This window comes from Variovorax sp. OV084 (assembly GCF_900111625.1).
Taxonomy (GTDB): Bacteria; Pseudomonadota; Gammaproteobacteria; order Burkholderiales; family Burkholderiaceae_C; genus Variovorax.
On record NZ_FOII01000001.1, the window covers coordinates 337,731 to 362,417 of the forward strand.

Annotated in this window: 24 protein-coding genes; 14 read left to right on the plus strand and 10 right to left on the minus strand. The window is 66.8% G+C overall.

The window, feature by feature from the left end; all coding sequences use genetic code 11:
- Positions 1–38: 38 nt before the first annotated feature.
- From BMW87_RS01700 to BMW87_RS01715, 4 genes are read right to left on the minus strand one after another with little or no spacing between them, the layout of a single operon-like run.
- Positions 39–3,155 carry an efflux RND transporter permease subunit gene (locus BMW87_RS01700; RefSeq protein WP_093073707.1) on the minus strand — a complete coding sequence of 1,039 codons (3,117 nt, stop codon included), beginning with the start codon at positions 3,153–3,155 and terminating at the stop codon, positions 39–41.
- Positions 3,156–3,176: 21 nt separating this feature from the next.
- Positions 3,177–4,379, minus strand: a complete 1,203-nt coding sequence (locus tag BMW87_RS01705) for an efflux RND transporter periplasmic adaptor subunit (RefSeq protein ID WP_093073709.1) — start codon at positions 4,377–4,379, stop codon at positions 3,177–3,179.
- On the minus strand, positions 4,376–5,872 hold the full coding sequence (locus BMW87_RS01710; protein ID WP_093073711.1) for an efflux transporter outer membrane subunit: 1,497 nt from the start codon (positions 5,870–5,872) through the stop codon (positions 4,376–4,378). The genes BMW87_RS01705 and BMW87_RS01710 overlap by 4 nt, the downstream gene beginning before the upstream one ends.
- Complete coding sequence (locus BMW87_RS01715) at positions 5,872–6,576, minus strand: TetR/AcrR family transcriptional regulator (protein ID WP_093073713.1); 705 nt, start codon at positions 6,574–6,576, stop codon at positions 5,872–5,874. Before BMW87_RS01715 ends, BMW87_RS01710 begins: the two co-directional genes overlap by 1 nt.
- Positions 6,577–6,714: 138 nt before the next feature.
- Between BMW87_RS01715 and BMW87_RS01720 the strand changes: the two genes are divergently transcribed.
- The 12 genes from BMW87_RS01720 (at position 6,715) to BMW87_RS01775 (ending at position 18,348) form a co-directional block, all read left to right on the plus strand.
- A complete protein-coding gene (locus tag BMW87_RS01720) occupies positions 6,715–8,241 on the plus strand; it encodes a sigma-54 interaction domain-containing protein (RefSeq protein WP_093075131.1) in 1,527 nt (508 codons plus the stop codon).
- 118 nt (positions 8,242–8,359) lie between these two features.
- Positions 8,360–9,304, plus strand: a complete 945-nt coding sequence (locus tag BMW87_RS01725) for a dioxygenase family protein (protein ID WP_093073715.1) — start codon at positions 8,360–8,362, stop codon at positions 9,302–9,304.
- Between the two features lie 116 nt (positions 9,305–9,420).
- The gene (locus BMW87_RS01730) at positions 9,421–9,624 is read left to right on the plus strand and encodes a hypothetical protein (RefSeq protein WP_256216622.1); all 204 of its coding nucleotides are present in this window, start codon (positions 9,421–9,423) and stop codon (positions 9,622–9,624) included.
- Positions 9,625–9,780: 156 nt separating this feature from the next.
- Positions 9,781–10,968: a substrate-binding domain-containing protein gene (locus BMW87_RS01735; RefSeq protein WP_093056432.1), complete on the plus strand. Its 1,188-nt coding sequence runs from the start codon at positions 9,781–9,783 to the stop codon at positions 10,966–10,968.
- A 179-nt stretch (positions 10,969–11,147) separates the two neighbouring features.
- On the plus strand, positions 11,148–12,599 hold the full coding sequence (locus BMW87_RS01740) for an extracellular catalytic domain type 2 short-chain-length polyhydroxyalkanoate depolymerase (protein WP_093073719.1): 1,452 nt from the start codon (positions 11,148–11,150) through the stop codon (positions 12,597–12,599).
- Between the two features lie 48 nt (positions 12,600–12,647).
- Positions 12,648–13,412 (plus strand): ABC transporter ATP-binding protein, encoded by a 765-nt coding sequence (locus BMW87_RS01745; RefSeq protein ID WP_093056434.1) that lies wholly within the window; start codon positions 12,648–12,650, stop codon positions 13,410–13,412.
- On the plus strand, positions 13,409–14,137 hold the full coding sequence (locus BMW87_RS01750) for an ABC transporter ATP-binding protein (RefSeq protein ID WP_093073721.1): 729 nt from the start codon (positions 13,409–13,411) through the stop codon (positions 14,135–14,137). Before BMW87_RS01745 ends, BMW87_RS01750 begins: the two co-directional genes overlap by 4 nt.
- Positions 14,134–15,117 carry a branched-chain amino acid ABC transporter permease gene (locus tag BMW87_RS01755; RefSeq protein ID WP_093073723.1) on the plus strand — a complete coding sequence of 328 codons (984 nt, stop codon included), beginning with the start codon at positions 14,134–14,136 and terminating at the stop codon, positions 15,115–15,117. Before BMW87_RS01750 ends, BMW87_RS01755 begins: the two co-directional genes overlap by 4 nt.
- Before the next feature lie 13 nt (positions 15,118–15,130).
- The gene (locus tag BMW87_RS01760) at positions 15,131–16,198 is read left to right on the plus strand and encodes a branched-chain amino acid ABC transporter permease (RefSeq protein ID WP_093073725.1); all 1,068 of its coding nucleotides are present in this window, start codon (positions 15,131–15,133) and stop codon (positions 16,196–16,198) included.
- On the plus strand, positions 16,195–17,079 hold the full coding sequence (locus BMW87_RS01765; protein WP_093073727.1) for an alpha/beta fold hydrolase: 885 nt from the start codon (positions 16,195–16,197) through the stop codon (positions 17,077–17,079). The genes BMW87_RS01760 and BMW87_RS01765 overlap by 4 nt, the downstream gene beginning before the upstream one ends.
- 57 nt (positions 17,080–17,136) lie before the next feature.
- Positions 17,137–17,643, plus strand: coding sequence for a DUF1993 domain-containing protein (locus BMW87_RS01770; protein ID WP_093075133.1), 507 nt, complete (start codon positions 17,137–17,139; stop codon positions 17,641–17,643).
- Positions 17,644–17,784: 141 nt separating this feature from the next.
- A complete protein-coding gene (locus BMW87_RS01775; protein WP_093075136.1) occupies positions 17,785–18,348 on the plus strand; it encodes a thioredoxin family protein in 564 nt (187 codons plus the stop codon).
- Positions 18,349–18,363: 15 nt separating this feature from the next.
- Here the strand turns inward: BMW87_RS01775 and BMW87_RS01780 are convergent, their stop codons facing one another.
- From BMW87_RS01780 to hemH, 3 genes are read right to left on the minus strand one after another with little or no spacing between them, the layout of a single operon-like run.
- Positions 18,364–19,464 (minus strand): hypothetical protein, encoded by a 1,101-nt coding sequence (locus tag BMW87_RS01780; RefSeq protein WP_093073729.1) that lies wholly within the window; start codon positions 19,462–19,464, stop codon positions 18,364–18,366.
- Positions 19,461–20,234 carry a class I SAM-dependent methyltransferase gene (locus tag BMW87_RS01785; protein ID WP_093073731.1) on the minus strand — a complete coding sequence of 258 codons (774 nt, stop codon included), beginning with the start codon at positions 20,232–20,234 and terminating at the stop codon, positions 19,461–19,463. Before BMW87_RS01785 ends, BMW87_RS01780 begins: the two co-directional genes overlap by 4 nt.
- The gene (gene hemH / locus BMW87_RS01790) at positions 20,231–21,277 is read right to left on the minus strand and encodes a ferrochelatase (RefSeq protein ID WP_093073733.1); all 1,047 of its coding nucleotides are present in this window, start codon (positions 21,275–21,277) and stop codon (positions 20,231–20,233) included. The genes BMW87_RS01785 and hemH overlap by 4 nt, the downstream gene beginning before the upstream one ends.
- A gap of 15 nt (positions 21,278–21,292) precedes the next feature.
- Between hemH and BMW87_RS01795 the strand changes: the two genes are divergently transcribed.
- The gene (locus BMW87_RS01795; RefSeq protein ID WP_093073735.1) at positions 21,293–22,024 is read left to right on the plus strand and encodes an HAD family hydrolase; all 732 of its coding nucleotides are present in this window, start codon (positions 21,293–21,295) and stop codon (positions 22,022–22,024) included.
- Positions 22,025–22,028: 4 nt separating this feature from the next.
- On the opposite strand, the gene BMW87_RS01800 is transcribed toward BMW87_RS01795, so the two are convergent.
- A complete protein-coding gene (locus BMW87_RS01800) occupies positions 22,029–22,334 on the minus strand; it encodes an NIPSNAP family protein (protein ID WP_093073737.1) in 306 nt (101 codons plus the stop codon).
- 128 nt (positions 22,335–22,462) lie between these two features.
- Between BMW87_RS01800 and BMW87_RS01805 the strand changes: the two genes are divergently transcribed.
- Entirely contained in the window at positions 22,463–23,104 is a 642-nt protein-coding gene (locus BMW87_RS01805; RefSeq protein WP_093073739.1) for a LysE family translocator, read from the plus strand.
- 15 nt (positions 23,105–23,119) lie between these two features.
- Here the strand turns inward: BMW87_RS01805 and BMW87_RS01810 are convergent, their stop codons facing one another.
- Complete coding sequence (locus tag BMW87_RS01810; RefSeq protein ID WP_093073741.1) at positions 23,120–23,428, minus strand: hypothetical protein; 309 nt, start codon at positions 23,426–23,428, stop codon at positions 23,120–23,122.
- Positions 23,425–24,687: a hydroxysqualene dehydroxylase HpnE gene (hpnE, locus tag BMW87_RS01815; RefSeq protein ID WP_093073743.1), complete on the minus strand. Its 1,263-nt coding sequence runs from the start codon at positions 24,685–24,687 to the stop codon at positions 23,425–23,427. The genes BMW87_RS01810 and hpnE overlap by 4 nt, the downstream gene beginning before the upstream one ends.

Below are 24,687 nucleotides of genomic sequence, written 5' to 3' on the forward strand. Positions count from 1 at the left end.
GGCAATGCCGCAGCTTTTTTTATTTCCGCCGGGGCGCCTTACCGCCCCGCCGCAGGCGTCTCGATCAGGTCGTCGTCGATATGCGGATCCACCGGCTGCCCGCGCAGCTTGCGCACGGTGCGACGAATCCAGTGCTCGATATCGTCGATGTAGGTGAACACGGCAGGCACAACCAGCAGGCTCAGCACCGTCGAGGTGATCAGCCCCCCGATCACCGCCATCGCCATCGGAGAGCGGAAGCTCGAATCTGCCGCGCCGAAGCCGACCGCGATCGGCAGCATGCCCGCGCCCATGGCGAGCGTGGTCATGATGATGGGCCGCGCGCGCTTGTGGCAGGCGTCGCGCAGCGCGTCCCAGCGGCTCATGCCGTGGTCGCGGCGCGCGACGATGGCGTACTCCACCAGAAGAATCGAGTTCTTGGTGGCAATGCCCATCAGCATGATGAGCCCGATCAGCGAGGGCATCGACAGCGCCTTCTGCCCGATCAGCAGCCCCACGAATGCACCGCCCAGGGCCAGCGGCAGCGCGCACAAGATGGTGACCGGGTGCAGGAAGTCCTTGAACAGCAGCACCAGCACGATGTAGATGCACAGCACGCCCGTCAGCATCGCGAGGCCGAAGCTGGCGAACAGCTCGGTCATGACTTCCGCGTCGCCTATCTCGGCGATGCGCACGCCCGGTGGCAGGTTCACGATCGACGGCAGCTTCGTCACCGCGTCCTTGGCGTCGCCCAGGCCCACGCCCGACAGCTCGATCTCGAAGTTCACGTTGCGCGAGCGGTCGTAGCGGTCGATGACGGCCGGGCCGCCTTCCATCGTGAGCGAAGCCACCTGGTTCAGCATGACCGGCCCGCGCGTGCCTGGCACTGCCAAGCGTCCGAGCAGGTCGATGTCTTTTCGCGCGGAGTCTTCCAGTTTCACCACGATCGGCACCTGCCGCTGCGCGAGGTTGAGCTTGGCCAGCGACTGGTCGTAGTCGCCCAGAGTGGCCACGCGCAACGTTTCGGCAATGGCGGAGCTGGTCACGCCCAGGTCGGCGGCGCGTGCGAAGTCGGGGCGCACGGCAATTTCGGGGCGGATCAGGCTCGCGGTGGAGGTGATGTTGCCCAGGCCAGGAATGGTGCGCAGGTCCTTCTCGACCGCGCTGGCTGCGCTGGCCAGCGCCACCGGGTCTTCGCCGGTCAGCGCCAGGATGTACTTCTCGCCCGAGCCGCCGAGGCCCACGGTGCTGCGCACGCCGGGCAGCGTTTCGAGCGCGGCGCGAATCTGGTTCTCGATCACCTGCTTGCGCGGCCGGTCGCCGCGCTCATCGAGCTTGATGGTGAGCGTGGCCTTGCGCGTCTCGGGCGTGCCGAAGTTCGCGAACGGGTCGCCGCCCGCACTGCCGCCGGCCACCGTGGTGTAGACGCTCTTCACGTGGTTGATCTGCATCACGCGGTTGCGGGTTTCCTCGGCGGCCGCGGTGGTTTGCGCCAGCGTGGAGCCGGGTGCGAGCGACAGGTAGATCTGCGTCTGCGAGTTGTCGTCCGGCGGAATGAAGCCGGTCTTGAGCAGCGGGATCATCGCTAGCGAGCCGAAGAAGAAGAGGGTGGCCAGCACCATCGTCTTGAAGCGGTTGTGCGTGCTCCACTCCACCGCGCGCATGTACCAGCGCAGCCAGCCGGGTTCCTTCTCGGCGCCGACGACGGGCTTCAGGATGTAGGCCGCCATCATGGGCGTGAGCACCCGCGCAACCACCAGCGAGGCGAACACCGCGAGCGAGGCCGTCCAGCCGAACTGCTTGAAAAACTTGCCAGCCACGCCGCTCATGAAGGCCGTGGGCAGGAACACCGCGATCAGCGTGAAGGTGGTGGCGATCACGGCCAGGCCGATTTCATCCGCCGCCTCCATGGCCGCCTGGTAGGGCGACTTGCCCATGCGCAGGTGGCGCACGATGTTCTCGACCTCCACGATGGCGTCGTCCACCAATATGCCGACCACCAGCGACAGCGCGAGCAGCGAGATCACGTTGACCGAGAAGCCCAGCAGGTGCATGCCGATGAACGCCGGAATCACCGACATCGGCAGCGCAATCGCCGAGACGAAGGTCGCGCGCCAGTCGCGCAGGAACAGCCACACCACGATCACCGCGAGGATGGCGCCCTCGTACAGCAGGTGCAGCGAGCCGTTGTATTCCTCTTCCACCGGGTCGACGAAGTTGAAGGCCTCGGTCAGCTCGATGTCGGGGCGTTGCGCGCGCATGTCGGCCAGCGCCTTCTGCACCGCGTGGCCCACTTCCACTTCGCTGGCGCCGCGGCTGCGCGCCACTTCGAAGCCCACCACCGGCTTGCCGTTGAGCAGCGCGGCCGCGCGCGGCTCGGCGATGGTGTCGCTCACGCGCGCCACCTGGTCGAGGCGGATGCGCCGGCCGTCGGTCAACACGATCTGCATGTCGGCGAGCTGGTCGGCCGACTTCACGGTGGCCATGGTGCGCACCGGCTGTTCGCTGCCGCCAAGGTCGAAACGGCCGCCCGCGCTTTCGGTCTGCACCTGGCGCAGCTGGCGCGAGATGTCGGCCGCCGAGGCGCCCAGCGCCTGCAGCTTGCTCGGGTCGAGGTCGATGTGCACTTGGCGCGTGACGCCGCCCACGCGGTTCACCGCGCCCACGCCGGGCAGCGCGAGCAGCTTCTTGGTGACGTCGTTGTCGACGAACCAGCTCAGTGCCTCGCTGTCCATGGCCGACGAGGCAATGGTGAAGGCCAGCACCGGCTGGGCCGCGAAGTCGAGCTTGGTGACGACCGGGTCGCGCACGTCGGCCGGCAGGTCGGCGCGCACGCGCTGCACCGCGGAGCGCACGTCGTCCACGGCTTCCTGCACCGGCTTCTCGAGGCGGAATTCGACGATCAGCGTGGCGGCGCCGTCCTGCACCTTGGTGGTGATGTGCTTCAGGCCCTGCACGGTGGCAATGGAGTTCTCGAGCTTGCGCGCGACGTCGGTCTCCAGCTGCGAAGGCGCCGCGCCGGGCAGCGACGCCGAGACCGTCACGGTCGGCAGGTCGATGTCCGGAAAGTTCTGCACCTTCATCGCGTTGAACGACAGCAACCCACCGAAGGTGAGCAGCACGAACAGCATCACCGCCGGAATCGGGTTGCGTATGGACCAGGCGGAAACGTTCATGGGCGTGTTCCTTTGAATTGCTTACTTGGCCGCGGCAGCGGAGGCCGCAGACCTGGCCGGCTGCGCCGCGGATGCGGATGCGGGCGCATCCACCACACGCACCAGGTCGCCGTCGTTGAGGAAGCCCGCGCCTTGCACGATCACCTGGGCGCCGTCGGGAAGCGCGCTGGTGATCTCGATGCGGTCGTTCAGGCGCCGGCCGATCTGTACCTTCAGCTGGGTCACCTTGTTGTCGGGCTTCAGCAGAAAGACGTTGTTGAAGCCGTCGCGCGGCACGATGGAGGCCTGTGGCACCGTCGGCGCCGTGCTGCGACCCAACTCGAAGTCGCCGCGCGCGAACATGCCGGCCTTGATGCCGGTGTTCTGCTGCACGTTGGGCAGGTCGACGTACACCAGCGCTGCGCGCGTCTGCGGATCGACCGTGGGCGCGATGCTGCGAACCTTGCCGCGCACCTGTGCGCCGCTGGCACTCACCACGAAGGCGGTGGTGCCGACCGCGACGCGGCTGAGTTCGGCCGAGGTCACTTCGGCGCGCCATTCGAGCCTGCCCTGGCGGATCAGCCGGAACAGCTCGGTGCCAGCCGACACCACGCTGCCCACCGTGGCGGTGCGTGCCGAGATCACGCCGTCGTCGGGTGCCAGCACCTGCGTATTGCGACCGCGCACCTGCTGCGCGGCCAGCACGGCCTCTGCCGCCTCGACGCGTGCCTTGGCGGTCTGCTCGGTGGTCTGGTACTGGTTGATCTGCTGCTGGCTCAGTGCGCCGGTGGCCTGCAGCGTGCGGGCGCGTGCGGCATTGCCTGCGGCGTCGGCAGCAGTGGCGCGGGCTTCGGCCAGGGAGGCGCGCGATTGCGCGATGTCGGCCTGCACCGTCTCGGGCGAGAACACCGCGAGCACCTGGCCCTTCTTGACCAGGTCGCCCACGTTCACGCGCACCTCGGCCAGCTTCAGGCCATTGGACTCGGAGCCGACCACGGCCTCCTGCCAGGCGGCCACGTTGCCGTTGGCCGCGAGCGTGAGCATCAGCTCGGTGGCTTCGGGCTTGGCGACGGTGACGGTCAGCGCGGGCTTGGGCGAGTGGGCGCCGTCCTTGGTCTTGGCTGCTGCGGCAGGATCGGCCGACTTGTCCGACGGCTTGCCGCGCGTCATGAAGAAGATCGCCGCGATGACGACGACCAGCGCAATCAGCGCGATGACGAGGGTGGAACGCTTCATTGATTTCATGGCGACGTCGCGACCTTGGTGGCCGGGGTGGAGGTCAGTGAGGACGATTCGGAAGATGGGGCCGAGGCCGACTGGCGGTTCCAGCCGCCGCCCATCGAGCGGTACAGCGCAACCCATGCCTCGGTGCGCTCGCGCTGCAGCGTGACGCGCGCGGTCTGCGCGGTGAACAGCGTGCGGCGCGAGTCTTCCAGCTCGAACAGGCTCGCGAGGCCGCTGCTGTAGCGGGCCTGCGTGGCGTCGAAGGAGGCCTGGTAGTTCTTTACCGCGGCGTCGGCATCGGTGGTGCGGGCGTCGGTGGCGTCGAGGTTGACCAGCGCTTCCTCGACTTCGCGCACCGCCTGCCGCACGTTGGAGCGGTAGAGCGACACGGCTTCGGCGTAGCGCGCCTTGGCGGCATCGATGTTCGCCTTGCGCGAGCCGCCGTCGAGCAGCGGCACGGTCAGCGAGATCGGGCCCACCGTCCAGGTTTCGAGCGACTGGCGCAGGCCATCGACGCGGTACTGCGTGCGCCCGATGGAGCCCGACACTGTGAGCTTGGGGTAGCGCTCGGCCTCGGCCGAGCCCACGTCGGCGCTGGCCGAGGCCACGCCGAGTTCGGCCGAGTACACATCGGGCCGCTGCGAGATCGCCTCGGCCGGCACGCTGGCGATGCTGCCCACGACCGGCAGCGCGCGCTGCGCGGGCGAGGCGGCGAGCTTCTGTTCGAGCGTGGTTTCGTCGATGCCGCTGAGCGCCACCAGCGCCTTGCGCTGCACCGCGCACTGGGCACGCTGCTGCGTGAGCCGGCCCGAGGCGTCGGAGGCGCTGGCGCGTGCCAGCGCGGCATCGGCCTGCGCGGTGAAGCCAGCCTTCGCGGAGAGGTCGTTGAGCCGCGCGGTTTCGGAGCGCGAACGCGCGTCCGCTTCGGACACGCGCAGTTGCTGCTGGCAGGCGCGCTCTGAAAAATAGGCGTTGGCCGTTTCGGCTGCCACCGCCACGCGGGCGTCGTGCCACTTGGCGTTGGCGCTGTTCTGCTTGGCTTCGGCGGAGTCGCGGTCGGCGCGCAGGCGGCCGAACAGATCGACTTCCCACTTCGACTGCAGACCGGCCTGAAGCGTGGTGATTGGCGTGCTGGCCGAGAGGCTGCTGCTCGAACTGCTGCTGGAAGAAAAGCCCGAGGTGCCGCGGCTGGCCGATGCCGTGCCGTCGAGGCTCGGCAGCAGCGCGGCGCCGGCCTGCACGCGCGTGGAGCGCGCTTCGGCCACGCGCGCCGCGGCGCTGGCGACGTTGGGGCTCGCAGCCTCGGCGGCGGCGATCAGCTCGACCAGCAGCGGATCGTCGAGCTGGCGCCACCAGTCGGCCAGCGACGCGAGCGAGCCGCCATGGGGCAGGGGAGCGTGCCATTGCGCGGGGACGGGCGCTTCCACCTGCGTCGGCGGACGCGTCAGCGAGCAACCTGCCAGGCCGATGCCCAGGCAGAGAGTGACGATCAATTTCAGTCGGAGTCTTCTCATCATTTCTTCAGCTTTCTCTCGGCGCGACGGCGGACCGCTTCGGCCTCCACCAGCGCCAGCGCGTAGCCCGTGAGGCGGTCGGCCCAGGTGTCGATGGCGCGCGGCGTGCGCAGCAGCGAAGGGCGGATGGCCTCGATGAAATCCTGGCTCACGTAGAGCTGCATCGACAGCCCGGTGATCGCGAAGGTCAGGCGGTGGATATCGTCGTCGGCCCGCTCCACCTTCAGGTGGCGGCACAACAGGTCGGCAATGGCGCGGTGCGGACCCTTGATGTCGCGCTCCAGCTCCTCGGCCCAGCGGCTGGTGGGCTCCAGCATCTCGCGCATGTGCAGCTGGATGCATTGCCGCACGATCTCGCCCTGCTTGAGCGGGTCGATCATGGACACCATGCACAGGCGCAGCGTGGTTTCGAGTGACTGGCCGGGCGCGTTGCAGGCGACGATCAGGTCGCTGGAGTCGCCGCCCATCGGCTCGCAGAAGGTGGCCGTGTACAGCCCTTCCTTGTCACCGAAGTAGTAGCTGATGGCCGAGATGTTGACTTCGGCCTCGCGGGCAATCTCACGCGTGGAGGTCTTGGAAAACCCCTTTTGCGCGAACAGCCGCAGCGCGGTGTGGAGCAGCCGGTGGCGTGCCTCGGCACCATCGCTGCGCGGTGCGCGGCGCGGGGCCTGGGTAATCGGGTCTCTCGCGTTCATGCCCGGCATTACACCACGCATGAAATCAAACGATTGATTTACTTAAGGCTTGCTGAAGGGTTTTGTCCGCGGGCCGGATCCTGAGCAATTCCTGAAGGCATTTGATGCCCGATTTGTTGCGGTTTGATGCGCGCTACGATTCGCGCCATGCCCGCCGCTCCCACCGCACCGCCCACATTGCCCCTCGATGCCGAAGGGATCCTCGCGCTGGCCGCGCGCTCGATGTTTCATTTGTTTTCAAGCATCAGCCAGGGCATGTTCCTGGTGGACAGCAGCGGGCGCATCGTGTGGGTGAATGAAGGCTACCGGCGCTTCCTGCCGGCGCTGGGCTTTTCTTCCATCGACCAGTTCATGGGGCACATGGTGGAAGACGTGATTCCCAACACGCAGATGCGGCGCGTGCTCGAGACCGGCGAGCCGATATTGATCGACCTGCTCACCAACAAGGCCGGCACCTTCGTGGTCAGCCGCATTCCGCTGCGCGAAGAGCGCGAGGGTGGCGAAGGGGGAATGGGTGAGGTGATCGGTGCCATCGGCATCGTGCTGTTCGACCAGCCCGAGACCACGCTGCAGCCGCTCATCAGCAAGTTCGCGCTGCTGCAGCGCGACCTCGACGATGCGCGGCGCGAGCTTGCGAGCCAGCGCAACAACCCGCTGTACCAGCACGCGCCCGACGGCCAGCGCCGTTCCAAGTACACCTTTGCGAGCTTCATCGGCAGCAGCCCGGCGGCGGTGGAAGTGAAGCGGCACGCGCGCCGTGCGGCGCAGTCGGCCAGTCCGGTGCTGCTGCTGGGCGAAACCGGCACTGGCAAGGAATTGCTGGCGCATGCGATTCATGCCTCGTCCGCGCGCGCGAAGGGGCAGTTTGTCAGCGTCAACATCGCGGCCGTGCCCGACACGCTGCTCGAAGCCGAGTTCTTCGGCTTCGCGCCCGGCGCCTTCACCGGCGCTGACCGCAAAGGCCGCGAAGGCAAGTTCAAGCTGGCCGACGGCGGCAGCCTTTTCCTCGACGAGATCGGCGACATGCCGCTCGGCCTGCAGGCCAAGCTGCTGCGCGCGCTGCAGGAAGGCGAGATCGAGCCGCTGGGCTCCAACAAGCTCGTGCCCTTCGATGCGCGCGTGATCGCCGCCACCTCGCGCGACCTGCCCGAGCTGGTGCGGCGCGGGCAGTTCCGCGAAGACCTCTACTACCGCCTCAATGTGCTGCCGCTGCGCGTGCCGCCATTGCGCGAGCGGCGCGCGGATATTCCCGCGCTGGTCGAAGCGCTGGGCGAAGACATGGCGCTGCGCAGCGGCGAGGCACCGCCCGAACTCACGCCCGACGCGCTCGCTCTGCTCGCGGGCCAGCACTGGCGCGGCAACATCCGGGAGCTGCGCAACGTGCTGGAGCAGGTGACCATGCGCAGTGACTCGCAGCGCATCGACGCCGTGCAGCTCGAACGCATCCTGCGCGAAGCGGGGCTCGACCAGATTGCGCCGCCTGACGCCATGCAGCTGTCGGGCGACGAAGAGGGAGCGCTGCTGCGGCCGCTGGCCCAACAGATTGCGGAGCTGGAGCACAAGGCCATTGCCGCCGCGCTCGCGAGCACGGGCGGCAACAAGCTCGCCACCTCGCGGCTGCTCGGCATTTCGCGCGCGACGCTGTACGAGCGCATGACGAATCCGCTCCGCTGAAGAGGAAGCGCCCGGGCCCGCGGGCCGGCCGCGTTCAGCAACAAAGCTGCAACACGGTGAAATTTGTGCGCAAAGCGGCTTGCGGAAGCTGCGGGTTTTAACCTGCAAGAAACCCCGCATGAAAACCTTCGGCGCCCACCCCGAATCGCAACACCACGGCCACAGCCTGGCAGAAGACCTTCCGCGCATGGAGGCGCAACTCCTGGAGCGTCGCCGAGCTTTGCTTTGGCTTTCTTCCTCGGCGCTGCTGGCCAGTTGCGGCGGAGGTGGCGGCAGCGATTCGAGCGGCGCCAGTGCGCTGACCGCTGCCGCCGTAAGCGCTGCGGCGACGTCGGGTACCACGGCAGCCAGCACGAGTACGACCTCCAGCACGTCGACCAGCACCACTACGAGCACCAGCAGCAGTGCCTGCCCCGCGTTGCCCGCTGAGACCTCCGGCCCCTATCCCGCGGACGGCACCAACACCGCCTCCGGCTCGACCTCCGACGTGCTCACCGCCAGTGGCATCGTGCGAAGCGACATCCGCAGCAGCTTCATCAGTTCGAGCACCGTGGCGCAGGGCGTGGCCCTGACGATCACGCTGACGCTGCAGAACACCAACGCCAGCTGCGCCGGGCTGGCGGGCTATGCGATCTACCTGTGGCACTGCGACCGCAGCGGCAACTATTCGTTGTACACGGCCTCGGCCGAAAGCTACCTGCGCGGCGTGCAGGTCACCGACAGCGCGGGGCAGGTGAGCTTCACGACCATCTTCCCGGCCTGCTACTCGGGCCGTTGGCCGCACATGCATTTCGAGGTGTTCACCAGCCTGTCGGCCGCTACCACCGGCAAGAACTCCGTGCTCACCTCGCAGCTGGCCATGCCCAGCGACGTCTGCAACGCGATCTACCCGAACGTCACCGGCTACAGCGCGAGCGTGGCCAACCTGGCGGCGGTGTCGCTGTCCACCGACAACGTCTTCGGCGACAACACGGCCGCGCAGATTGCGGCGATGACGCCCACGATGTCGGGCAGCGCCAGCGCTGGCTACACCGCGCGTGCCGACATCGGCCTCGCGGTGTAGGCGATCCGGGTGGTCCGAGAATGGGGGCATCGCATCACCCCCATTTCGTATCACCCATGAGCGTGCAAGCACTCAGATCGTCTTTCGGATCCAACTGTCACTGGTGCGGCCTGCCGATGAATTTCGAAGAGCCGCGCGACAAGCCCGATTCGGCGACCATCGAGCATCTTTTCGACGCGACCCTGGGCGGCGTTCGAAAGCCGAAGTACCGGCGGCTCGCGCATGCCATCTGCAACCACACGCGCAACGAATTCAGGCTGCAGGCGCAGCGCCAGTTCGAGCAGTGGATCGCGCAGCGCCAAACCTCTGGCAAACCCTGACTGTAAAAAATACACTTGTCTGAAATTCAGGCAATACAAGTGTTTTGAATTCAGGCGAAAGGCACATCTTCCGAGTGAAGAAGCCTTTGTTATCAACGAGTTGGCGCGTGGCACGAACTGTGCAATATTCAGTCACCAATATCAGGAGACATGAATATGAATCGTCGCCACCTCGTCGCGCTGGCTGCACTCGCCACGTGTGCCGCTGCCGCCCCCGCATGGGCCCAATCCAACGAAATCCGCATTGCCCACATCTACAGCAAGACGGGTGCGCTGGAGGCCTACGGCAAGCAGACCCAGACCGGTTTCATGATGGGCCTGGACTACGCCACCGGCGGCACGATGACGGTCAACGGCAAGAAGATCGTGGTCATCGAGAAGGACGACCAGGGCAAGCCCGACCTCGGCAAGTCGCTGCTGGCGGCGGCCTATTCCGACGACAAGGCCGCGCTGGCCGTGGGCCCGACTGCGTCGGGCGTGGCGCTGGCGATGCTGCCCGTGGCCGAGGAATACAAGAAGATCCTGCTGGTCGAGCCCGCGGTGGCCGACTCGATCACCGGCGACAAGTGGAACAAGTACATCTTCCGCACCGGCCGCAATTCGAGCCAGGACGCGATCTCCAACGCTGTGGCCGTCGACAAGGCCGGCGTTACCGTCGCCACGCTGGCGCAGGACAACGCCTTCGGCCGCGACGGCGTGAAGGCCTTCGGCGCCGCGCTCAAGAAAGCCAAGCTGGTCCATGAGGAGTACCTGCCGCCCACCACCACCGACTTCACGGCCGGCGCGCAGCGCCTGATCGACAAGCTGAAGGACCAGCCGGGCCGCAAGATCATCTGGATCGTGTGGGCCGGCGCGGGCAACCCGTTCAAGATCGTCGATCTCGACCTGAAGCGCTACGGCATCGAGATCGCCACCGGCGGCAACATCCTGCCGGCCATGGCGGCCTACAAGTCGCTGCCGGGCATGGAAGGCGCGGCGTACTACTACTTCGGCATTCCGAAGAACCCGGTGAACGAGGCCATGGTGTCGGCGCACTACAAGCAGTTCAAGACGCCGCCGGACTTCTTCACGGCCGGCGGCTTCTCGGCCGCGATGGCGGTGGTGACGGCGCTGAAGAAGACCAACGGCGACACCAACACCAACAAGCTCATCAGCACCATGGAAGGCATGAGCTTCGACACGCCCAAGGGCAAGATGACCTTCCGCAAGGAAGACCACCAGGCGATGCAGTCGATGTACCACTTCAAGATCAAGGTCGACCCGGCGTTCGCCTGGGGCGTGCCGGAGCTGGTGCACGAGATCAAGCCTGAGGAAATGGACATCCCGATCAAGAACAAGCGCTGAACACGACAGCGCCGATCACCCCCTGACCCGCGCGGCGCTCAAGGAAGCGCTGCTCCCCTTTCGCCCCGGATGGCCGCCGGGCGAAGCGCCAGCCTGCGTCCGCGCAGCCTGTCGCGACCTACGGCCGATTCGTCAGTCTGCAAGCAAGCGTTCGATACCCACAACACAAGGAGACAGCGATGCCAGCGATGAAATGGAACTGGAAGGGACTTGCCGCGGCTGCGGCAATGGCGGTGGCGGCGCATGCCGCGACGGCGGCGGTGCCGCTGCCGGCGCTCGGCGCCAACCCGGCGGAGGTGAGCGTGTCGGGCCTGTCGGCCGGCGGCTTCATGGCAGTGCAACTGCACGTGGCGTACTCGGCCACATTCAAGCGCGGCGCCGGCGTGGTGGCGGGCGGGCCGTATTACTGCGCTGAGGGCTCGGTGGTCAACGCCACCGGGCGCTGCATGACGCACAGCACCAGCATCCCGGTGTCGACGCTCGTGAGCACCACCAACAGCTGGGCGGCCAGCGGGGCGGTCGACCCGGTGTCGAACATGAGCGGCTCCAAGGTCTACCTGTTCTCGGGTACGTCCGACAACACCGTCAAGCAGGCGGTAATGGACGACCTGAAGACCTACTACCAGAGCTTCGTGCCCGCGGCCAACACGGTCTACAAGAACAACATCGGTGCGGGCCACGCGATGGTCACCGACGACTACGGCAGCGCCTGCAGCACCACTGCGGCGCCCTACATCAACAACTGCGGCTTCGACCTGGCGGGCGAGATCCTCACGCAGCTCTACGGGCCGCTGAACCCGCGCAACAACGGCACGCTGGGCGGCACCTTCACCGAGTTCAACCAGTCGGAGTTCGTCACCGGCCACGGCATGGCCACCACCGGCTGGATCTACGTGCCGCAGGCCTGTACCACCGCGTCGTGTCGTGTGCACCTGGTGCTGCACGGCTGCAAGCAGAACTACACCGACGTGAGCGACCAGTACGTGCGCAAGACCGGCTACAACCGTTGGGCCGACACCAACAACATCGTGCTGATCTACCCGCAGACCAGCACGGCAGCCACCAACAGCTGCTGGGACTGGTGGGGCTACGACAGTGCCAACTACGCGAAGAAGTCGGGCCCGCAGATGGCGGCGATGAAGGCCATGATCGACCGCGTCACCGGTTCGGCGGGCGGTGGCGGCCTGCCCGCGCCCACCGGCGTGGGCACATCGGGCGCGACCAGCAGCAGCATGGTGATCGGCTGGGCCGGCGTGACGGGTGCCAGCGGCTACAACGTGTACCGCGGCGGCAGCAAGGTCAACGCCGCGCCCGTCGCCGCCACCAGCTACACCGACACTGGCCTGGCCGCGTCCACCACCTACAGCTGGACCGTGGCCGCGCTGGACGCCAGCAACGTGGAGGGCGCCATGTCGACCGCAGCCACGGGCGCGACCACCGCGGGCTCTGGCGGCGGCGGAACGTGCTACACCGCGAGCAACTATTCGCACACCGTCGCCGGGCGTGCCTATGCACTGTGGGGCCTGACCTATGCCTACGGCTCGGGACAGTCGATGGGCCTGTGGAACATCTACGTCACGACCACGCTGAAGCAGACGGGCCCCGACTACTACGTGATCGGCACCTGTTGAGGCAGGCCGCTCTTCATTTCTCTTTTCGATTCGCAATGACCAACAACGATGCTTGAGACCCGAGATCTGACCATCCGCTTCGGTGGGCACGTGGCCGTCAACAGTGTGAGCTGCGCTTTTGCGCCGGGCACGCTGACGGCCATCGTCGGCCCCAACGGCGCGGGCAAGACCACTTACTTCAACCTGATCTCGGGCCAGCTCAAGGCGAGCGCGGGCACGGTGTCGCTCGACGGGAAGTTGCTGTCGGGCCTGTCCCCGTCCGCGCGCACGCACGCGGGGCTGGGGCGGGCCTTCCAGCTCACCAACCTGTTCCCGAACCTCACGGTGCTGGAGAACGTGCGCCTCGCAGTGCAGGCCACGCGCGAGGGCGCGCACCGGCGCGGGCTCAACCTGTGGAGCATCTGGAGCGACCACAAGGCGCTGACTGAGCGCGCCGACCAGATCCTGGCCGACGTGGCGCTGAAATCGCGCGAGCACGCGACGGTGGCGAGCCTGCCGCACGGCGACCAGCGCAAGCTGGAAGTGGCGTTGCTGATGGCGCTGGAGCCCAAGGTCTTCATGTTCGACGAACCCACGGCTGGTATGAACGCGGCCGAGGCGCCCGTCATCCTCGACCTGATCCGCAAGCTCAAGCAGGACAAGAGCAAGACCATCCTGCTGGTCGAGCACAAGATGGACGTGGTGCGTGAACTTGCGGACCGCATCATCGTGCTGCACAACGGCACGCTGGTGGCCGACGGCGAACCAGCGGAGGTGATTGCCTCGCCGGTGGTGCAAGAGGCCTACCTGGGCGTCGCGAAGGAGGCCGCATGAGCACACAGAATCTTTTGACGCTCGAAGGCGTGCACACGCACATCGGGGCGTATCACATCCTGCATGGCGTAGACCTCGCCGTGCCCAAGGGCCAGCTCACGATGCTGCTGGGCCGCAACGGCGCGGGCAAGACGACCACGCTGCGAACCATCATGGGCCTGTGGCATGCGTCGCAGGGCAGGGTGCGCTTCGGCGACAAGGAAATCACCGCGCAGCACACGCCGCAGATCGCCGGCCTGGGCATTGCCTACGTGCCCGAGAACATGGGCATCTTCTCCGACCTCACGGTGAAGGAGAACATGCTGCTCGCCGCGCGCAGCGCGAAGAACGCAGCGCAGATCGACGACACGCGCCTGAAGTGGATCTTCAAGCTCTTCCCCGCGGTCGAGAAGTTCTGGAACCACCCGGCGGGCAAGCTCTCGGGTGGGCAGAAACAGATGCTGGCCGTGTCGCGCGCCATCGTGGAACCGCGCGAGCTGCTCATCATCGACGAGCCCAGCAAGGGCCTTGCGCCCGTGATGATCAACAACATGATCGACGCCTTCGCCGAGCTCAAGCGCAGCGGCGTGACCATCCTGCTGGTGGAGCAGAACATCAACTTCGCCCAACGCCTGGGCGACAACGTTGCGGTGATGGACAACGGCCGCGTGGTGCACAGCGGCTCCATGGCGGCGTTCTCGGCGGACGCGCAATTGCAGCAATCGCTGCTCGGACTGGCTTTATGAAGAAACTCGACTTCGACTGGAGGCCGCTGCTGCTGGCCCCGATTCTTGCGCTCGTCGCGCTGCCGCTCACCGGTTCGTTCTCGACCTGGCTCACGCTCACGGTCGCGGGGCTGGCGATGGGCATGATCATCTTCATCATCGCCTCGGGCCTCACGCTCGTATTCGGGCTGATGGACGTGCTGAACTTCGGCCACGGCGTGTTCATCGCGCTTGGCGCCTTCGTGGCGAGCAGCGTGCTCGGGCTGATGGGCGACTGGACCGGTTCGGGCGAGCTGTGGCGCAACCTCGTGGCGGTGTTCCCGGCCATGCTGGTCGCGATGGCAGTCGCCGGGGCGGTGGGCCTGGCCTTCGAGCGCTTCATCGTGCGGCCCGTGTACGGCCAACACCTGAAGCAGATCCTCATCACGATGGGCGGCATGATCATTGGCGAAGAGCTCATCAAGGTGATCTGGGGGCCGGCGCAGATTCCGCTGCCTTTGCCTGAGGCGCTGCGCGGCTCGCTGCTGATCGGCGATGCGGCCATCAGCAAGTACCGGCTGCTCGCGGTGGCTGTGGGCATGGTCGTGTTCGGTGTGCTGGCATGGACGCTGGGCCGCACCAAGATCGGCCTGCTCATTCGCGCCGGCGTGCAAGACCGCGAGATGGTCGAGTCGCTCGGCTATCGCATCGGCCGGCTGTTTGTCGGTGTGTTCGTGGTGGGCAGCGCACTGGCTGGCCTGGGAGGCGTGATGTGGGGGCTGTTCCAGCAGAACCTCGTGCCGCAGATGGGCGCGCAGGTCAACGTGCTGATCTTCATCGTCATCATCATCGGCGGGCTGGGCTCGACGGGCGGGGCGCTCATTGGCGCGCTGCTGGTGGGGCTGATGACCAACTACATCGGCTTCCTGCTGCCCACGCTCACGCAGTTCGCGAGCATCTTCCTGATGGTGGCTGTGCTGCTGTGGCGACCGCAAGGTGTGTACCCCGTGGCGAATCGTTGAGGAAGAAGACGACATGTTCCTGAAACGACTTCTCTCCAACGACATGCCGAAGAGCCGCTTGCTGGCCTTGCTGCTGCTGGCGCTGTTCATCGCACTGGCGTTCGCGCCGTTCATCTTCCCGGGCGTGAAGGCGCTGAGCGTCGCGGCCAAGATCCTGGTGTTCGTGGTGCTGGTGGCCAGCTTCGACCTGCTGCTGGGCTACACCGGCATCGTGAGCTTTGCGCACACCATGTTCTTCGGCATCGGGGCCTACGGCATCGCGATTTCGGCAACGCGGCTCGGGCCCAGCTGGGGCGCGGTGCTGGTGGGGCTGGGTGCATCGCTGGCGATTTCGCTGGTGCTCTCGTTCGCCATCGGCTTGTTCTCGCTGCGGGTGCGCGCGATTTTCTTCGCGATGATCACGCTGGCCGTGGCCTCGGCCTTTCAGACGCTGGCCTCGCAGCTGTCGGATTTCACCGGCGGCGAAGACGGCCTGACCTTCAAGCTGCCCGAGCTGATCTCGCCGAGTTTCGAGTTCTCGGAAGAGCCTTTCCTCGGCGTTTCGCTCGATGGCCGGCTGCTGTGCTACTACCTGCTGTTCGTGGCCGCGGTGGTGCTGGTGCTGGCGCTGCTGCGCATCGTGAACTCGCCCTTCGGCCGCGTGCTGCAGGCCATTCGCGAGAACGAGTTTCGCGCTGAAGCCATCGGCTATCGCGTGGTGGTGTACCGCACCACGGCCGCCGTGCTGTCGGCGCTGTTCGCCACGCTGGCCGGCGCGATGCTTGCGATCTGGCTGCGCTACAACGGGCCGGATACCTCGCTGAGCTTCGAGATCATGATCGACGTGCTGCTGATCGTGGTGATCGGCGGCATGGGCACCATCTACGGTGCGGCCATCGGCGCGGTGCTGTTCGTGGTGGCGCAGAGCTATCTGCAAGACCTGCTGCGCCTGGGCAGCGAGGCCGCGAGCGGGCTGCCGTGGCTGGCCGCGCTGCTGTCGCCCGATCGCTGGTTGTTGTGGCTGGGCGTGCTGTTCGTGCTGTCGGTCTACTACTTTCCGACCGGCATCGTGGGCAAGCTGCGGGCGAGGGCGGCGCGATGAGCGACAACAACATTCCGCTCTCCCGCTACACCCAGCTCGCGGGCCGCGAAGTCCATTGGCTCGAATGGGGCGCGCCCGAGGCGCCGGTGGTCATTGCCTGGCATGGCCTGGCGCGTACCTGCCGCGACATGGACGAGCTGGCGCAGCACTTCGCGTCACGCGGCTTCCGCGTGATCTGCCCCGACACCATCGGCCGCGGCCTGAGCCAGTGGAGCCCGCTGCCCGACGAGGAATACAAGCTCGCGTTCTACGCGCGCATCGCCAATGCGCTGTGCGACGAGCTGCGCCTGGGGCGCGTGCATTGGGTTGGTACTTCGATGGGCGGCGCCATCGGCACAGTCTGCGCGTCGGGCCTGTTCGAGCCGCGCATGAAGGCGCGCATCGCGAGCCTGGTGCTGAACGACAACGCGCCCGAACTGGCCCAACCCGCCATCGAGCGCATCCGCGCCTATGCGGGCCAGCCGCCCGCATTCGACACGGTGGCCGAACTGGAGGCTTTCTTCCGCACCGTCTACAAGCCCTACGGTTGGCTCAGCGACGCGCAGTGGCGCCGCCTGACCGAGAGCTCCACGCGCCGCCTGCCCGACGGCCGCGTCACGCCGCACTACGACCCGGCCATGGTTCGCCAGTTCAGCGCGCACGACAACGACTACCTGATCTGGCCGCACTACGACGCTATCGAAGCCCCGGTGCTGTGCCTGCGCGGCGCCGAGTCCGACCTGGTGCTGCCCGGCGTGATCGAGGAGATGGAGCGCCGGGGCCCCGGCGCGGCCGGCAGGCTGCAGGTCATCGAAGTGCCTGCCTGCGGTCACGCGCCCGCGCTGAACGTGCCCGGACAACTGGAGCCGATCGAAGGGTTTATTCGGGCGGTCGGTCGTTGAAGGAGCGGCGGCGTGACAATCGCCGCCGATTCCAACCACAACAAGGCCTCGAACACCATGACGCTCTCTCTGTACGACCTGTCAGTGCCCGTCTTTACCCGCGGACTCGGCCAACTCACCCACCTGCTCGACAAGAGCCTTGCGCATGCCAAGGCCAACGGCATCGACCCGGCCACGCTGGTCGAGGCGCGCCTGGCGCCCGACATGCTCACGCTGGCCGGCCAGATCCAGCGCGCGAGCGATGCTTGCAAGCTGGGCACGGCCCGCATCGCGGGCATCACCGCGCCGAGCTTTCCCGACGAAGAAAAGACCTGGGACGACCTGCTGGCGCGCATCGTGAAGACGCAGGACTTCCTGAAGAGCGTCGAGCGCGCGCAGATCGACGGCCAGGAAGAGCGCCCCGTGACCATCAAGGCGCGCGAAGGCGAAGCACATTTCACCGCGCAGCGCTACCTGCTGCAGTTCGCGCTGCCCAACTTCTTCTTCCACGTGACCACCGCCTACGACGTGCTGCGCCACAAGGGCATGCCCATCGGCAAGATGGACTATCTGGGCAAGTTCTGAGGCATTGAAGGCCGGCGGCCTTCACACCGCCGGGACAAACTTCAAATTGCCGTGACACATGCGCACGCACGGCGTGCGCCGCAAACAATCGCGCCAGACCGCTGTCGGTCTGACACACGAACGAGGTTTGCGATCATGAAGATGTTGTCCAGAAGGGCGTTCTCGGGGCTTGCGGCAGGGGCTTCCGCGCTCGTAGCGGTCGCGGGCGGCGGATGGCCGGTGCGCAGTGCGCTGGCTGCGTCCCCGGGCCTGCGGGACTACGGCAAGGCCCCCGAGTTCGCAGGCATCGACAAGTGGCTCAACTCGCAGCCGCTCACGATGCAGGGGCTGGCCGGCAAGGTGGTGCTGGTCGACTTCTGGACCTACTCCTGCATCAACTGCATTCGCACGCTGCCGCACGTGGTGCGCTGGTACGAGACGTACAAGGACCGGGGCTTCACCGTGGTGGGCGTGCATTCGCCCGAGTTCGCCTATGAGAAGTCGACGCGCAATGTGCAGGACGCGATCGAGCGTTTCAACATCCGCTATCCGGTGGCGCAGGACAACGGATTCGCCACATGGCGGGCCTACAACAACCAGTACTGGCCCGCGTTCTACCTAGCCGACAGCAAGGGGCAGGTGATGCGCCAGCATTTCGGCGAAGGGGAATACGCCGAGATGGAGGCCGCGATCGAGGTGCTGCTGGCGCGCAGGCCGGCAGCCTGAGCCAAGGCTACGGGGCTAATTCGGCGATTCGACGATGCGTCGTACTGCCGCCTTGCCCGCGGGCGTGAGCACCGGGCCGAGGTCGGCGTAGGGCACTTCGATCTCGATCGCGCAGCCGTTGCCGAAGTCGGGCTGCGCGAAGCGCATGCCCTTGGCTTCCAGAGTCAGGTCGTAATAGGCGTCTTGCCTGTAGTTGAACTCGCAGTTCTCTTCGGCCTTCGACGGATCGATGCCGGCGTGGCGGAACAGGAAGCGGCGCAGTTTCGGCGTCATGGAGCCGCCGCTGGTGGCGATGGGGCCCGGCCCGGGAGCGTTCGGCGACGGCTGGCGAGAGGCGAACCATGTCCACAGGTCGACCTGCTTGCCCGTCTGCAGGTCCCAGGTGCGATAGAACCACGAGATGCCGGCACGGCCCGTGCCGGCCGTCCAGGTGTAGTTGCGGATGCTCAGCCACTGCGAGGTCCAGTAGGACGGATCGGCGGTGTTCTCGTCTTCCGCCGGCACGCCGACCCGTCCGAGGAACTCGCGGCGCTTGTCGAAGTACTCCTTGATCGTGTCTTTGCTGGTGTCGAAGTCGCGGCGCAGCTCGCGGTTGATGGCCGCCAGCGTAGGCTCGGGGCCGGAGAGTTCGATGGTTTCCTGCCCGGCGAAGCGCAGGCGGCGAAAGCTGCGGCCGGCCGCGAATTCCTCTTTCTTCCCGGTCTCGATCTTCGGCGGTGCTTCGAGCAGGCCTGCATAGCCGTCGCTCGCGCAGGCCTTGTCGCCGCCCGTGGCATCGGACAGGTTCAACTGGATGGGCAGCGTCACTGGCGTGCCCTTCACGTTCTTCCAGGTGCCGGTGAGCGTCGTGCCTTTGCCCGGGCCGAGCGCCCACAGGCCGGTCTCGCCGCCTTCGTGCCAGAAGCTGTCCTTCTCGGAGCGGCCCAGCGCGATGGCCTTTCTGTATTGCTTGTAGAAGTAGCTGCCGCTCGGATATTCGGCGTTGAAGCAGGCCACGATGGCCTTGGTGCCGAGCGTGCCTTCCCACACGCCCTTGGGCACTTCGACGGTTCCAGTCGCGCTGGCCAGGAAGGGCGCCAGCAGAAAAAGGCCACCGAGGATGCGAAAGGGTTTCATGGCTTGCGTGCGGAGATCGAATACATGAGCGGAATGCGCGGCATGCCCTCGGGCGGCGCCATGCGGCGCCCACCGATGTCGCGCATGCCTTCGAAGGGCTTCCAGCCGTTGGCGTACGGGTACTCGTCGAGCCGCTCGATGACGAGACCGGCCAGCGACAGCGCGGTCATCACCTGGCCCACGCCCCATGTGAACTCGAAGCTCGGATGCGGGTTGCTGAAGTTATCCACGCCGCGCTCGTAGCCCTCGCGCACGAGGCCGTCGCCGGACTCGGCCACGTAGTCGCCCACGCCTTCCTCGGGCACGGGAGCTTCGTTGAAGTAGTCGTAGTGGAACTTCCAGGCGGGGTCGAACACGAGTGCGAAAGGATGGAACTCGATGAAGACGAAGCGGCCACCGGGCTTGAGCAGCTGCGCCACGCCGCGCGCCTGTGCATCGCGAAAGTAGTCGTAGACATCCGAGCGCACGAAGCGCGCCGCGATGCCCGATTGCTGCGACAGCCGCGTCGCGAAGTCGATGGCCTCGTCGGAGATGTCCACGCCCGTCACTTCGGCACCCAGGCGCGCGATGCTCAGGCTGTCCTGCCCGGCATTGCACTGCAGGTGCAGCACCGACAGGCCCGTCACGTCGCCGAGCAGGCCGGCTTCCTCGGGAAAGAGGGTGGAGCCGCCCTTGCGGAAGAAGGCGGCCTGGTCGCCCTTGTGGCTGTTGTGCGCGACAGTGGCTGCGTTCCACGAGAGCCGGTTGGCTTCGTGCAGGTCCTGCTTCATGGAGTGGTGCTTGTTCTTTGCGTAGGCCAGCCCGCCAGATTGCGTTCGGCGATGCCCGCGAGCGCGGTGATCCATGCCGGGCTGTCGTTGAGGCAGGGGATGTAGCTGAAGGCTTCACCGCCTGAGTGCAGGAAGGCTTCGCGGCCTTCCATGGAGATTTCTTCGAGCGTCTCGAGGCAGTCGGCCGGGAAGCCCGGGCAGACCACGTCCACGCGCTTCACGCCGGAGGCGCCGAGTTCGCGCAGCGTGGGCTCGGTGTAGGGCTCCAGCCACTTGGCCTTGCCGAAGCGCGACTGGAAGGTCACGCGGTACTGGGTGCTCGAAAGGCCCAGCCGTGCCGCGAGCAGGCGTGCGGTTTCGAGGCACTGCGCCTGGTACGGGTCGCCCAGCGCGATGTTGCGCGCGGGAATGCCGTGGAAGCTCATCAGCAGCACCTCGCCGCGGCCGTCGGTCTTCCAGTGCTTCTCGATGCTCTGCGCCAGCGCCTCGATGTAGGCGGGGTCGTCGTGGTAGTCGTTGACGAAGCGGAATTCGGGTACTCGGCGCTGCCTGCTGCTCCAGGCGTTCACCGCGTCGATCACGCTCGCGGTGGTGGTGCCCGAGTACTGCGGGTAGGCCTGCAGCACCAGCACGCGCGTGGTGCCTTCGGCCTGCAGCGCGTCGAGCCGGGAGGCGATGGATGGGCTGGCATAGCGCATCGCGTCGCGCACCGTCACGCGGTGGCCGCGCTCGCCGAGCCAGCCGGCCAGCAGCGTGGCCTGCTTCTGTGTCCACACCTTGAGCGGCGAGCCTTCGGGCATCCAGATGCTCGCGTACTTGGCTGCGGACTTGGCTGGCCGCGTGCGCAGGATGATGCCGTGCAGGATCAGCGCCCAGAGCACCTTCGGGATCTCGACCACGCGCGGGTCGCCCAGGAAGTCGGCGAGATAGGGGCGAACGGCGGCGGCGGTGGGGGCATCGGGCGAGCCCAGGTTGCACCAGAGCACAGCGGTGCGCGGGGTACGGGGGGTACTTGGAGAGGCGGTCTCGTGGCTTGGAGGCATGCGATATTCTCGGGCATGACTTCCGCTTCCACGGCCCCCGCAAGCGCCGCGCCCCTCGATCTCAAGCGCATCTCGGCGATCTCTCTCGACCTCGACGACACCCTGTGGCCGATCTGGCCGACCATCGAACGCGCCGAAGCTGTGCTGCATGAATGGCTGTTGCGCGAAGCGCCGAAGACGGCCTCGCTGTTGATGACTCCAGGCATCCTGCGCGAGCTGCGCGAAGCCACCGCCAAGGAGCGTTCAGACCTCGCGCACGACCTGAGCGCACTGCGCCGAGAGTCGATCCGCACCGCGCTCACGCGAGCGGGAGAAGACCCGGCGCTGGCCGAGCCGGCCTTCGATGCCTTCTTCGCCGAGCGCCAGCGCGTGACGCTGTACGACGACGCGCTGCCGGCGCTGAAGTGGCTCAGCGAACGCTATCCGCTGGTGGCGGTCTCCAACGGCAACGCCGACATCCACAAGACCGGCGTGGGCCGCTGGTTCCGCACCGCCTTCAACGCACGCGCCTTCGGCAGCGGCAAGCCGCACGCGCCCATCTTCCGCGCGGCCGCCGCGTCGGTCGGCCTGCTGCCCAAGGACGTGCTGCACGTGGGCGACGACGCCGAGCTCGACGTGGTCGGCGCGCTCAACGCCGGCATGCAGGCGGCCTGGCTGGTGCGCGACGAGCGGCCGTGGGTGCATGGCGCACGGCCACAGCTGATCGTGCCGAACCTGCACGCGCTGTGCATGGCGCTGGGCGCCTGAGGCGCTATTTGAAGACGGGGCGGAAGAAGCTGCGCTCGTAGCTGAGGATGCAGCGGGTCTCTTCCGCGTACTTGAAAGCCGCCTGGCATTCGGCGTCCTGCATCGAATCGGCGCGGTATTTTTCGTACGCAGCCAGACTCGGGAAGCTGAACATCGCCAGTGCCACGTCGTTGGCCCCTTCCGACGGCAGGAAATAGCCGTGATGCTGGCCGCCGAACTTCTCGACCAGCGGAATCCAGAGCTTGCCGTAGTGCTCGAATTCCTTGAGCTTGTAGGGATCGACGATGTAGCGCAGGTAGCAGGTGACCATGGATGCTTGTTCCGTGAGGTGGGCTGATGAGGGGTATTGGCGCGGCGTCTGCAGCGATTCGCCGGGCTGACTATAGTTTCCCGTCTGTCTCAACGTCTTGCGGCCTCACGCCGGGCAGGAACCCCAAAGTGCATTTCTCCAACTGGCTCATCTTCTGCGGCGTCACGCTGCTCGTCGCTTTCACACCTGGACCGGCGGTGCTGCTCGCGGTCTCGAATTCGATGAGCGTGGGCCCGCGACGCGCAATGATCAGTTCGCTTGGCAATGCAATGGGCCTGTTCATGGTGTCGGCCGCTGCGATGGCCGGGCTGGGCGTGGTGCTCTCGACCTCGGCTCATGCCTTCATGGTGCTGAAGCTGGCCGGCGCGGCCTACCTGATCTACCTGGGCATCAAGCAATGGCGCAGCCAGGGCAGCGTGTTCGCCGACCTGCAGGGCTCGTCGGCAGGGGCCTCGCCGCGTTCGAGCTGGCGCTTGTTCGGTCACGGCCTGACGGTGGCGCTGACCAATCCCAAGGGAATTCTTTTCTTCTCGGCGCTGTTCCCCCAGTTCCTTACGCAGGACGCGCCGCTTGCCATGCAGTTCGCGGTGCTGACGACCACCTTTGCGGCCGCCTCGGTGCTGTCGCATGCGTTCTACGTGCTGCTGGCGCGTCTGCTGCGCAAGCAGCTGTCGGACCCGCGCCGCACGCGGCTGTTCAACAAGCTGTCGGGTGGGGCGTTCGTGTTGCTGGGGGTGAGCCTGCTGCGCTTGCCCAACAAGACGGCCTGATTCTTTTCTTCTTGCTCAGTCGAGCGCGAACTGCTCGCGCAGTGCCGCGCAGAAATCGGCTGTGCCACTGAGCGAGAGGGTGTGCGTGACGAAGCGCGCGTCTTCTTCCTGCATCTGCTGCAGGTCGTAGTCCCACATCGCGCCTTCTTCGAGCGCGCCGCGCGCATCGGGGAAGGTGGCTTCGGCCCAGGCGAGCACCTGCGCGATTTCGGCCTGCACCTCGGGCATCTTGTCGGGCGTGGTGGATGCCATCGCATCGAAGGTGCCGTGGCCTTCGGTGTCTTCGCTGTAGTCGAAATCGAGATAGCGCAGTTCGGTCGTCATGGGGCTGCCAATGCTTTTGCGGCCGCCAGCCCACTGAGCACCGCGCCTTCGAGCGTGGCGGGGTAGGGGCCTTCGATGTAGTCGCCGCAGGCCTGCAGGCCGGGGGCGATGGCCGAAGCGGGTCTCGAAAGTGCGGGCGTGCAGGCGAAGGTGGCGCGCCTCTCGACCACTGTCTGCACGAGCTGCAGGTTTGTCTGGCCCAACTGTGCGGCCGCCTGAGCGACTACCTGTTCTTCCAGCACCTCGCGCGGTGTTTCATTGGCGCTCACGACCATCGCGAGCACGCCTTGCAGACCGGTGAGCTGGCCGCGGTCGAACGCGAATTGCGCTGGTGCCGTGGCCGGGTTGCTGCGCAGCGCGAGCATCGGTTCTGCAAGTGGTGAGGCGCCGCGCACGTAGATGGTGGCGATGGCTTCGAAGCGCAGGGCTTCAGTGGTGTCGCACCAGGCATCCGCTTGCAGGCCGGACGCACGGACGAGCCGGGCGGCGTCCCACGGCGCGCAGGCCAGCACGACCTGGTCGAAGACTTCATCGTCGACGCGCCATTGCGCGCCGCCGGGGGCGATGGCGCGCACGCGGGCACCGATGCGCGTCACGGCACCGTGCTGCGCCAGCCATCGGATCGCCGCGTCGGGAAGCAGTGCGCCCAGGTCAGCACGCGGCAGCAGAAGGTCGGCGCCGCCGCTGCCGCTGAAGAGGGCGTCTTTGAGCACGCGCAGAAACACTTCACCGCTCGACTGCGCCACGGGCGTGTTGAGGGCCGAGACGCACAGCGGCTCGATCAGCTCCTGCATCACGCGCGGCGTGAGGCTGGTGCACAGGTCGGCGACGGTGGTGCTTGCGGCGCAACGAAAGCCCGCAAGCCGCCAACCGATCGCTGTGCGCAGCAGCGAAGACTTGTCGCGCCACGTCCAGCCGCGAGCCGCGAAGATGCCGGCCAGCAGGTCAAGCGGTGCGGGCAGGCGTGGTAGCTTGAGCCCGCCACCATCGGCGAAGCGCAGCGAGAGCGGCAGGCGCAGCAGCACGCTGTCGACATCCACGCCGACATCGCGCATCAGCTTCAGCGTGGCGGTGTAGGCGCCGATCAGGATGTGCTGCCCGTTGTCGAGCGCCAGCCCGTGCATGTCGTCGACGCGCCGCGCGCGGCCGCCGGGCATGTGCGCGGCTTCGAACAGCGTGACGGCATGGCCGAGCCGCGTGGCCTCGACCGCGCAGGCGAGGCCGGCCCAACCGGCACCGATGACAGCTGTCTTCTTCAA

Coding starts and splice junctions, on each gene's coding strand:
- BMW87_RS01700 (WP_093073707.1), bottom strand. CDS start 3,155: ATGAACGTTTCCGCCTGGTCCATACGCAACCCGATTCCGGCGGTGATG.
- BMW87_RS01705 (WP_093073709.1), bottom strand. CDS start 4,379: ATGAAATCAATGAAGCGTTCCACCCTCGTCATCGCGCTGATTGCGCTG.
- BMW87_RS01710 (WP_093073711.1), bottom strand. CDS start 5,872: ATGAGAAGACTCCGACTGAAATTGATCGTCACTCTCTGCCTGGGCATC.
- BMW87_RS01715 (WP_093073713.1), bottom strand. CDS start 6,576: ATGCCGGGCATGAACGCGAGAGACCCGATTACCCAGGCCCCGCGCCGC.
- BMW87_RS01720 (WP_093075131.1), top strand. CDS start 6,715: ATGCCCGCCGCTCCCACCGCACCGCCCACATTGCCCCTCGATGCCGAA.
- BMW87_RS01725 (WP_093073715.1), top strand. CDS start 8,360: ATGAAAACCTTCGGCGCCCACCCCGAATCGCAACACCACGGCCACAGC.
- BMW87_RS01730 (WP_256216622.1), top strand. CDS start 9,421: ATGAATTTCGAAGAGCCGCGCGACAAGCCCGATTCGGCGACCATCGAG.
- BMW87_RS01735 (WP_093056432.1), top strand. CDS start 9,781: ATGAATCGTCGCCACCTCGTCGCGCTGGCTGCACTCGCCACGTGTGCC.
- BMW87_RS01740 (WP_093073719.1), top strand. CDS start 11,148: ATGCCAGCGATGAAATGGAACTGGAAGGGACTTGCCGCGGCTGCGGCA.
- BMW87_RS01745 (WP_093056434.1), top strand. CDS start 12,648: ATGCTTGAGACCCGAGATCTGACCATCCGCTTCGGTGGGCACGTGGCC.
- BMW87_RS01750 (WP_093073721.1), top strand. CDS start 13,409: ATGAGCACACAGAATCTTTTGACGCTCGAAGGCGTGCACACGCACATC.
- BMW87_RS01755 (WP_093073723.1), top strand. CDS start 14,134: ATGAAGAAACTCGACTTCGACTGGAGGCCGCTGCTGCTGGCCCCGATT.
- BMW87_RS01760 (WP_093073725.1), top strand. CDS start 15,131: ATGTTCCTGAAACGACTTCTCTCCAACGACATGCCGAAGAGCCGCTTG.
- BMW87_RS01765 (WP_093073727.1), top strand. CDS start 16,195: ATGAGCGACAACAACATTCCGCTCTCCCGCTACACCCAGCTCGCGGGC.
- BMW87_RS01770 (WP_093075133.1), top strand. CDS start 17,137: ATGACGCTCTCTCTGTACGACCTGTCAGTGCCCGTCTTTACCCGCGGA.
- BMW87_RS01775 (WP_093075136.1), top strand. CDS start 17,785: ATGTTGTCCAGAAGGGCGTTCTCGGGGCTTGCGGCAGGGGCTTCCGCG.
- BMW87_RS01780 (WP_093073729.1), bottom strand. CDS start 19,464: ATGAAACCCTTTCGCATCCTCGGTGGCCTTTTTCTGCTGGCGCCCTTC.
- BMW87_RS01785 (WP_093073731.1), bottom strand. CDS start 20,234: ATGAAGCAGGACCTGCACGAAGCCAACCGGCTCTCGTGGAACGCAGCC.
- hemH (WP_093073733.1), bottom strand. CDS start 21,277: ATGCCTCCAAGCCACGAGACCGCCTCTCCAAGTACCCCCCGTACCCCG.
- BMW87_RS01795 (WP_093073735.1), top strand. CDS start 21,293: ATGACTTCCGCTTCCACGGCCCCCGCAAGCGCCGCGCCCCTCGATCTC.
- BMW87_RS01800 (WP_093073737.1), bottom strand. CDS start 22,334: ATGGTCACCTGCTACCTGCGCTACATCGTCGATCCCTACAAGCTCAAG.
- BMW87_RS01810 (WP_093073741.1), bottom strand. CDS start 23,428: ATGACGACCGAACTGCGCTATCTCGATTTCGACTACAGCGAAGACACC.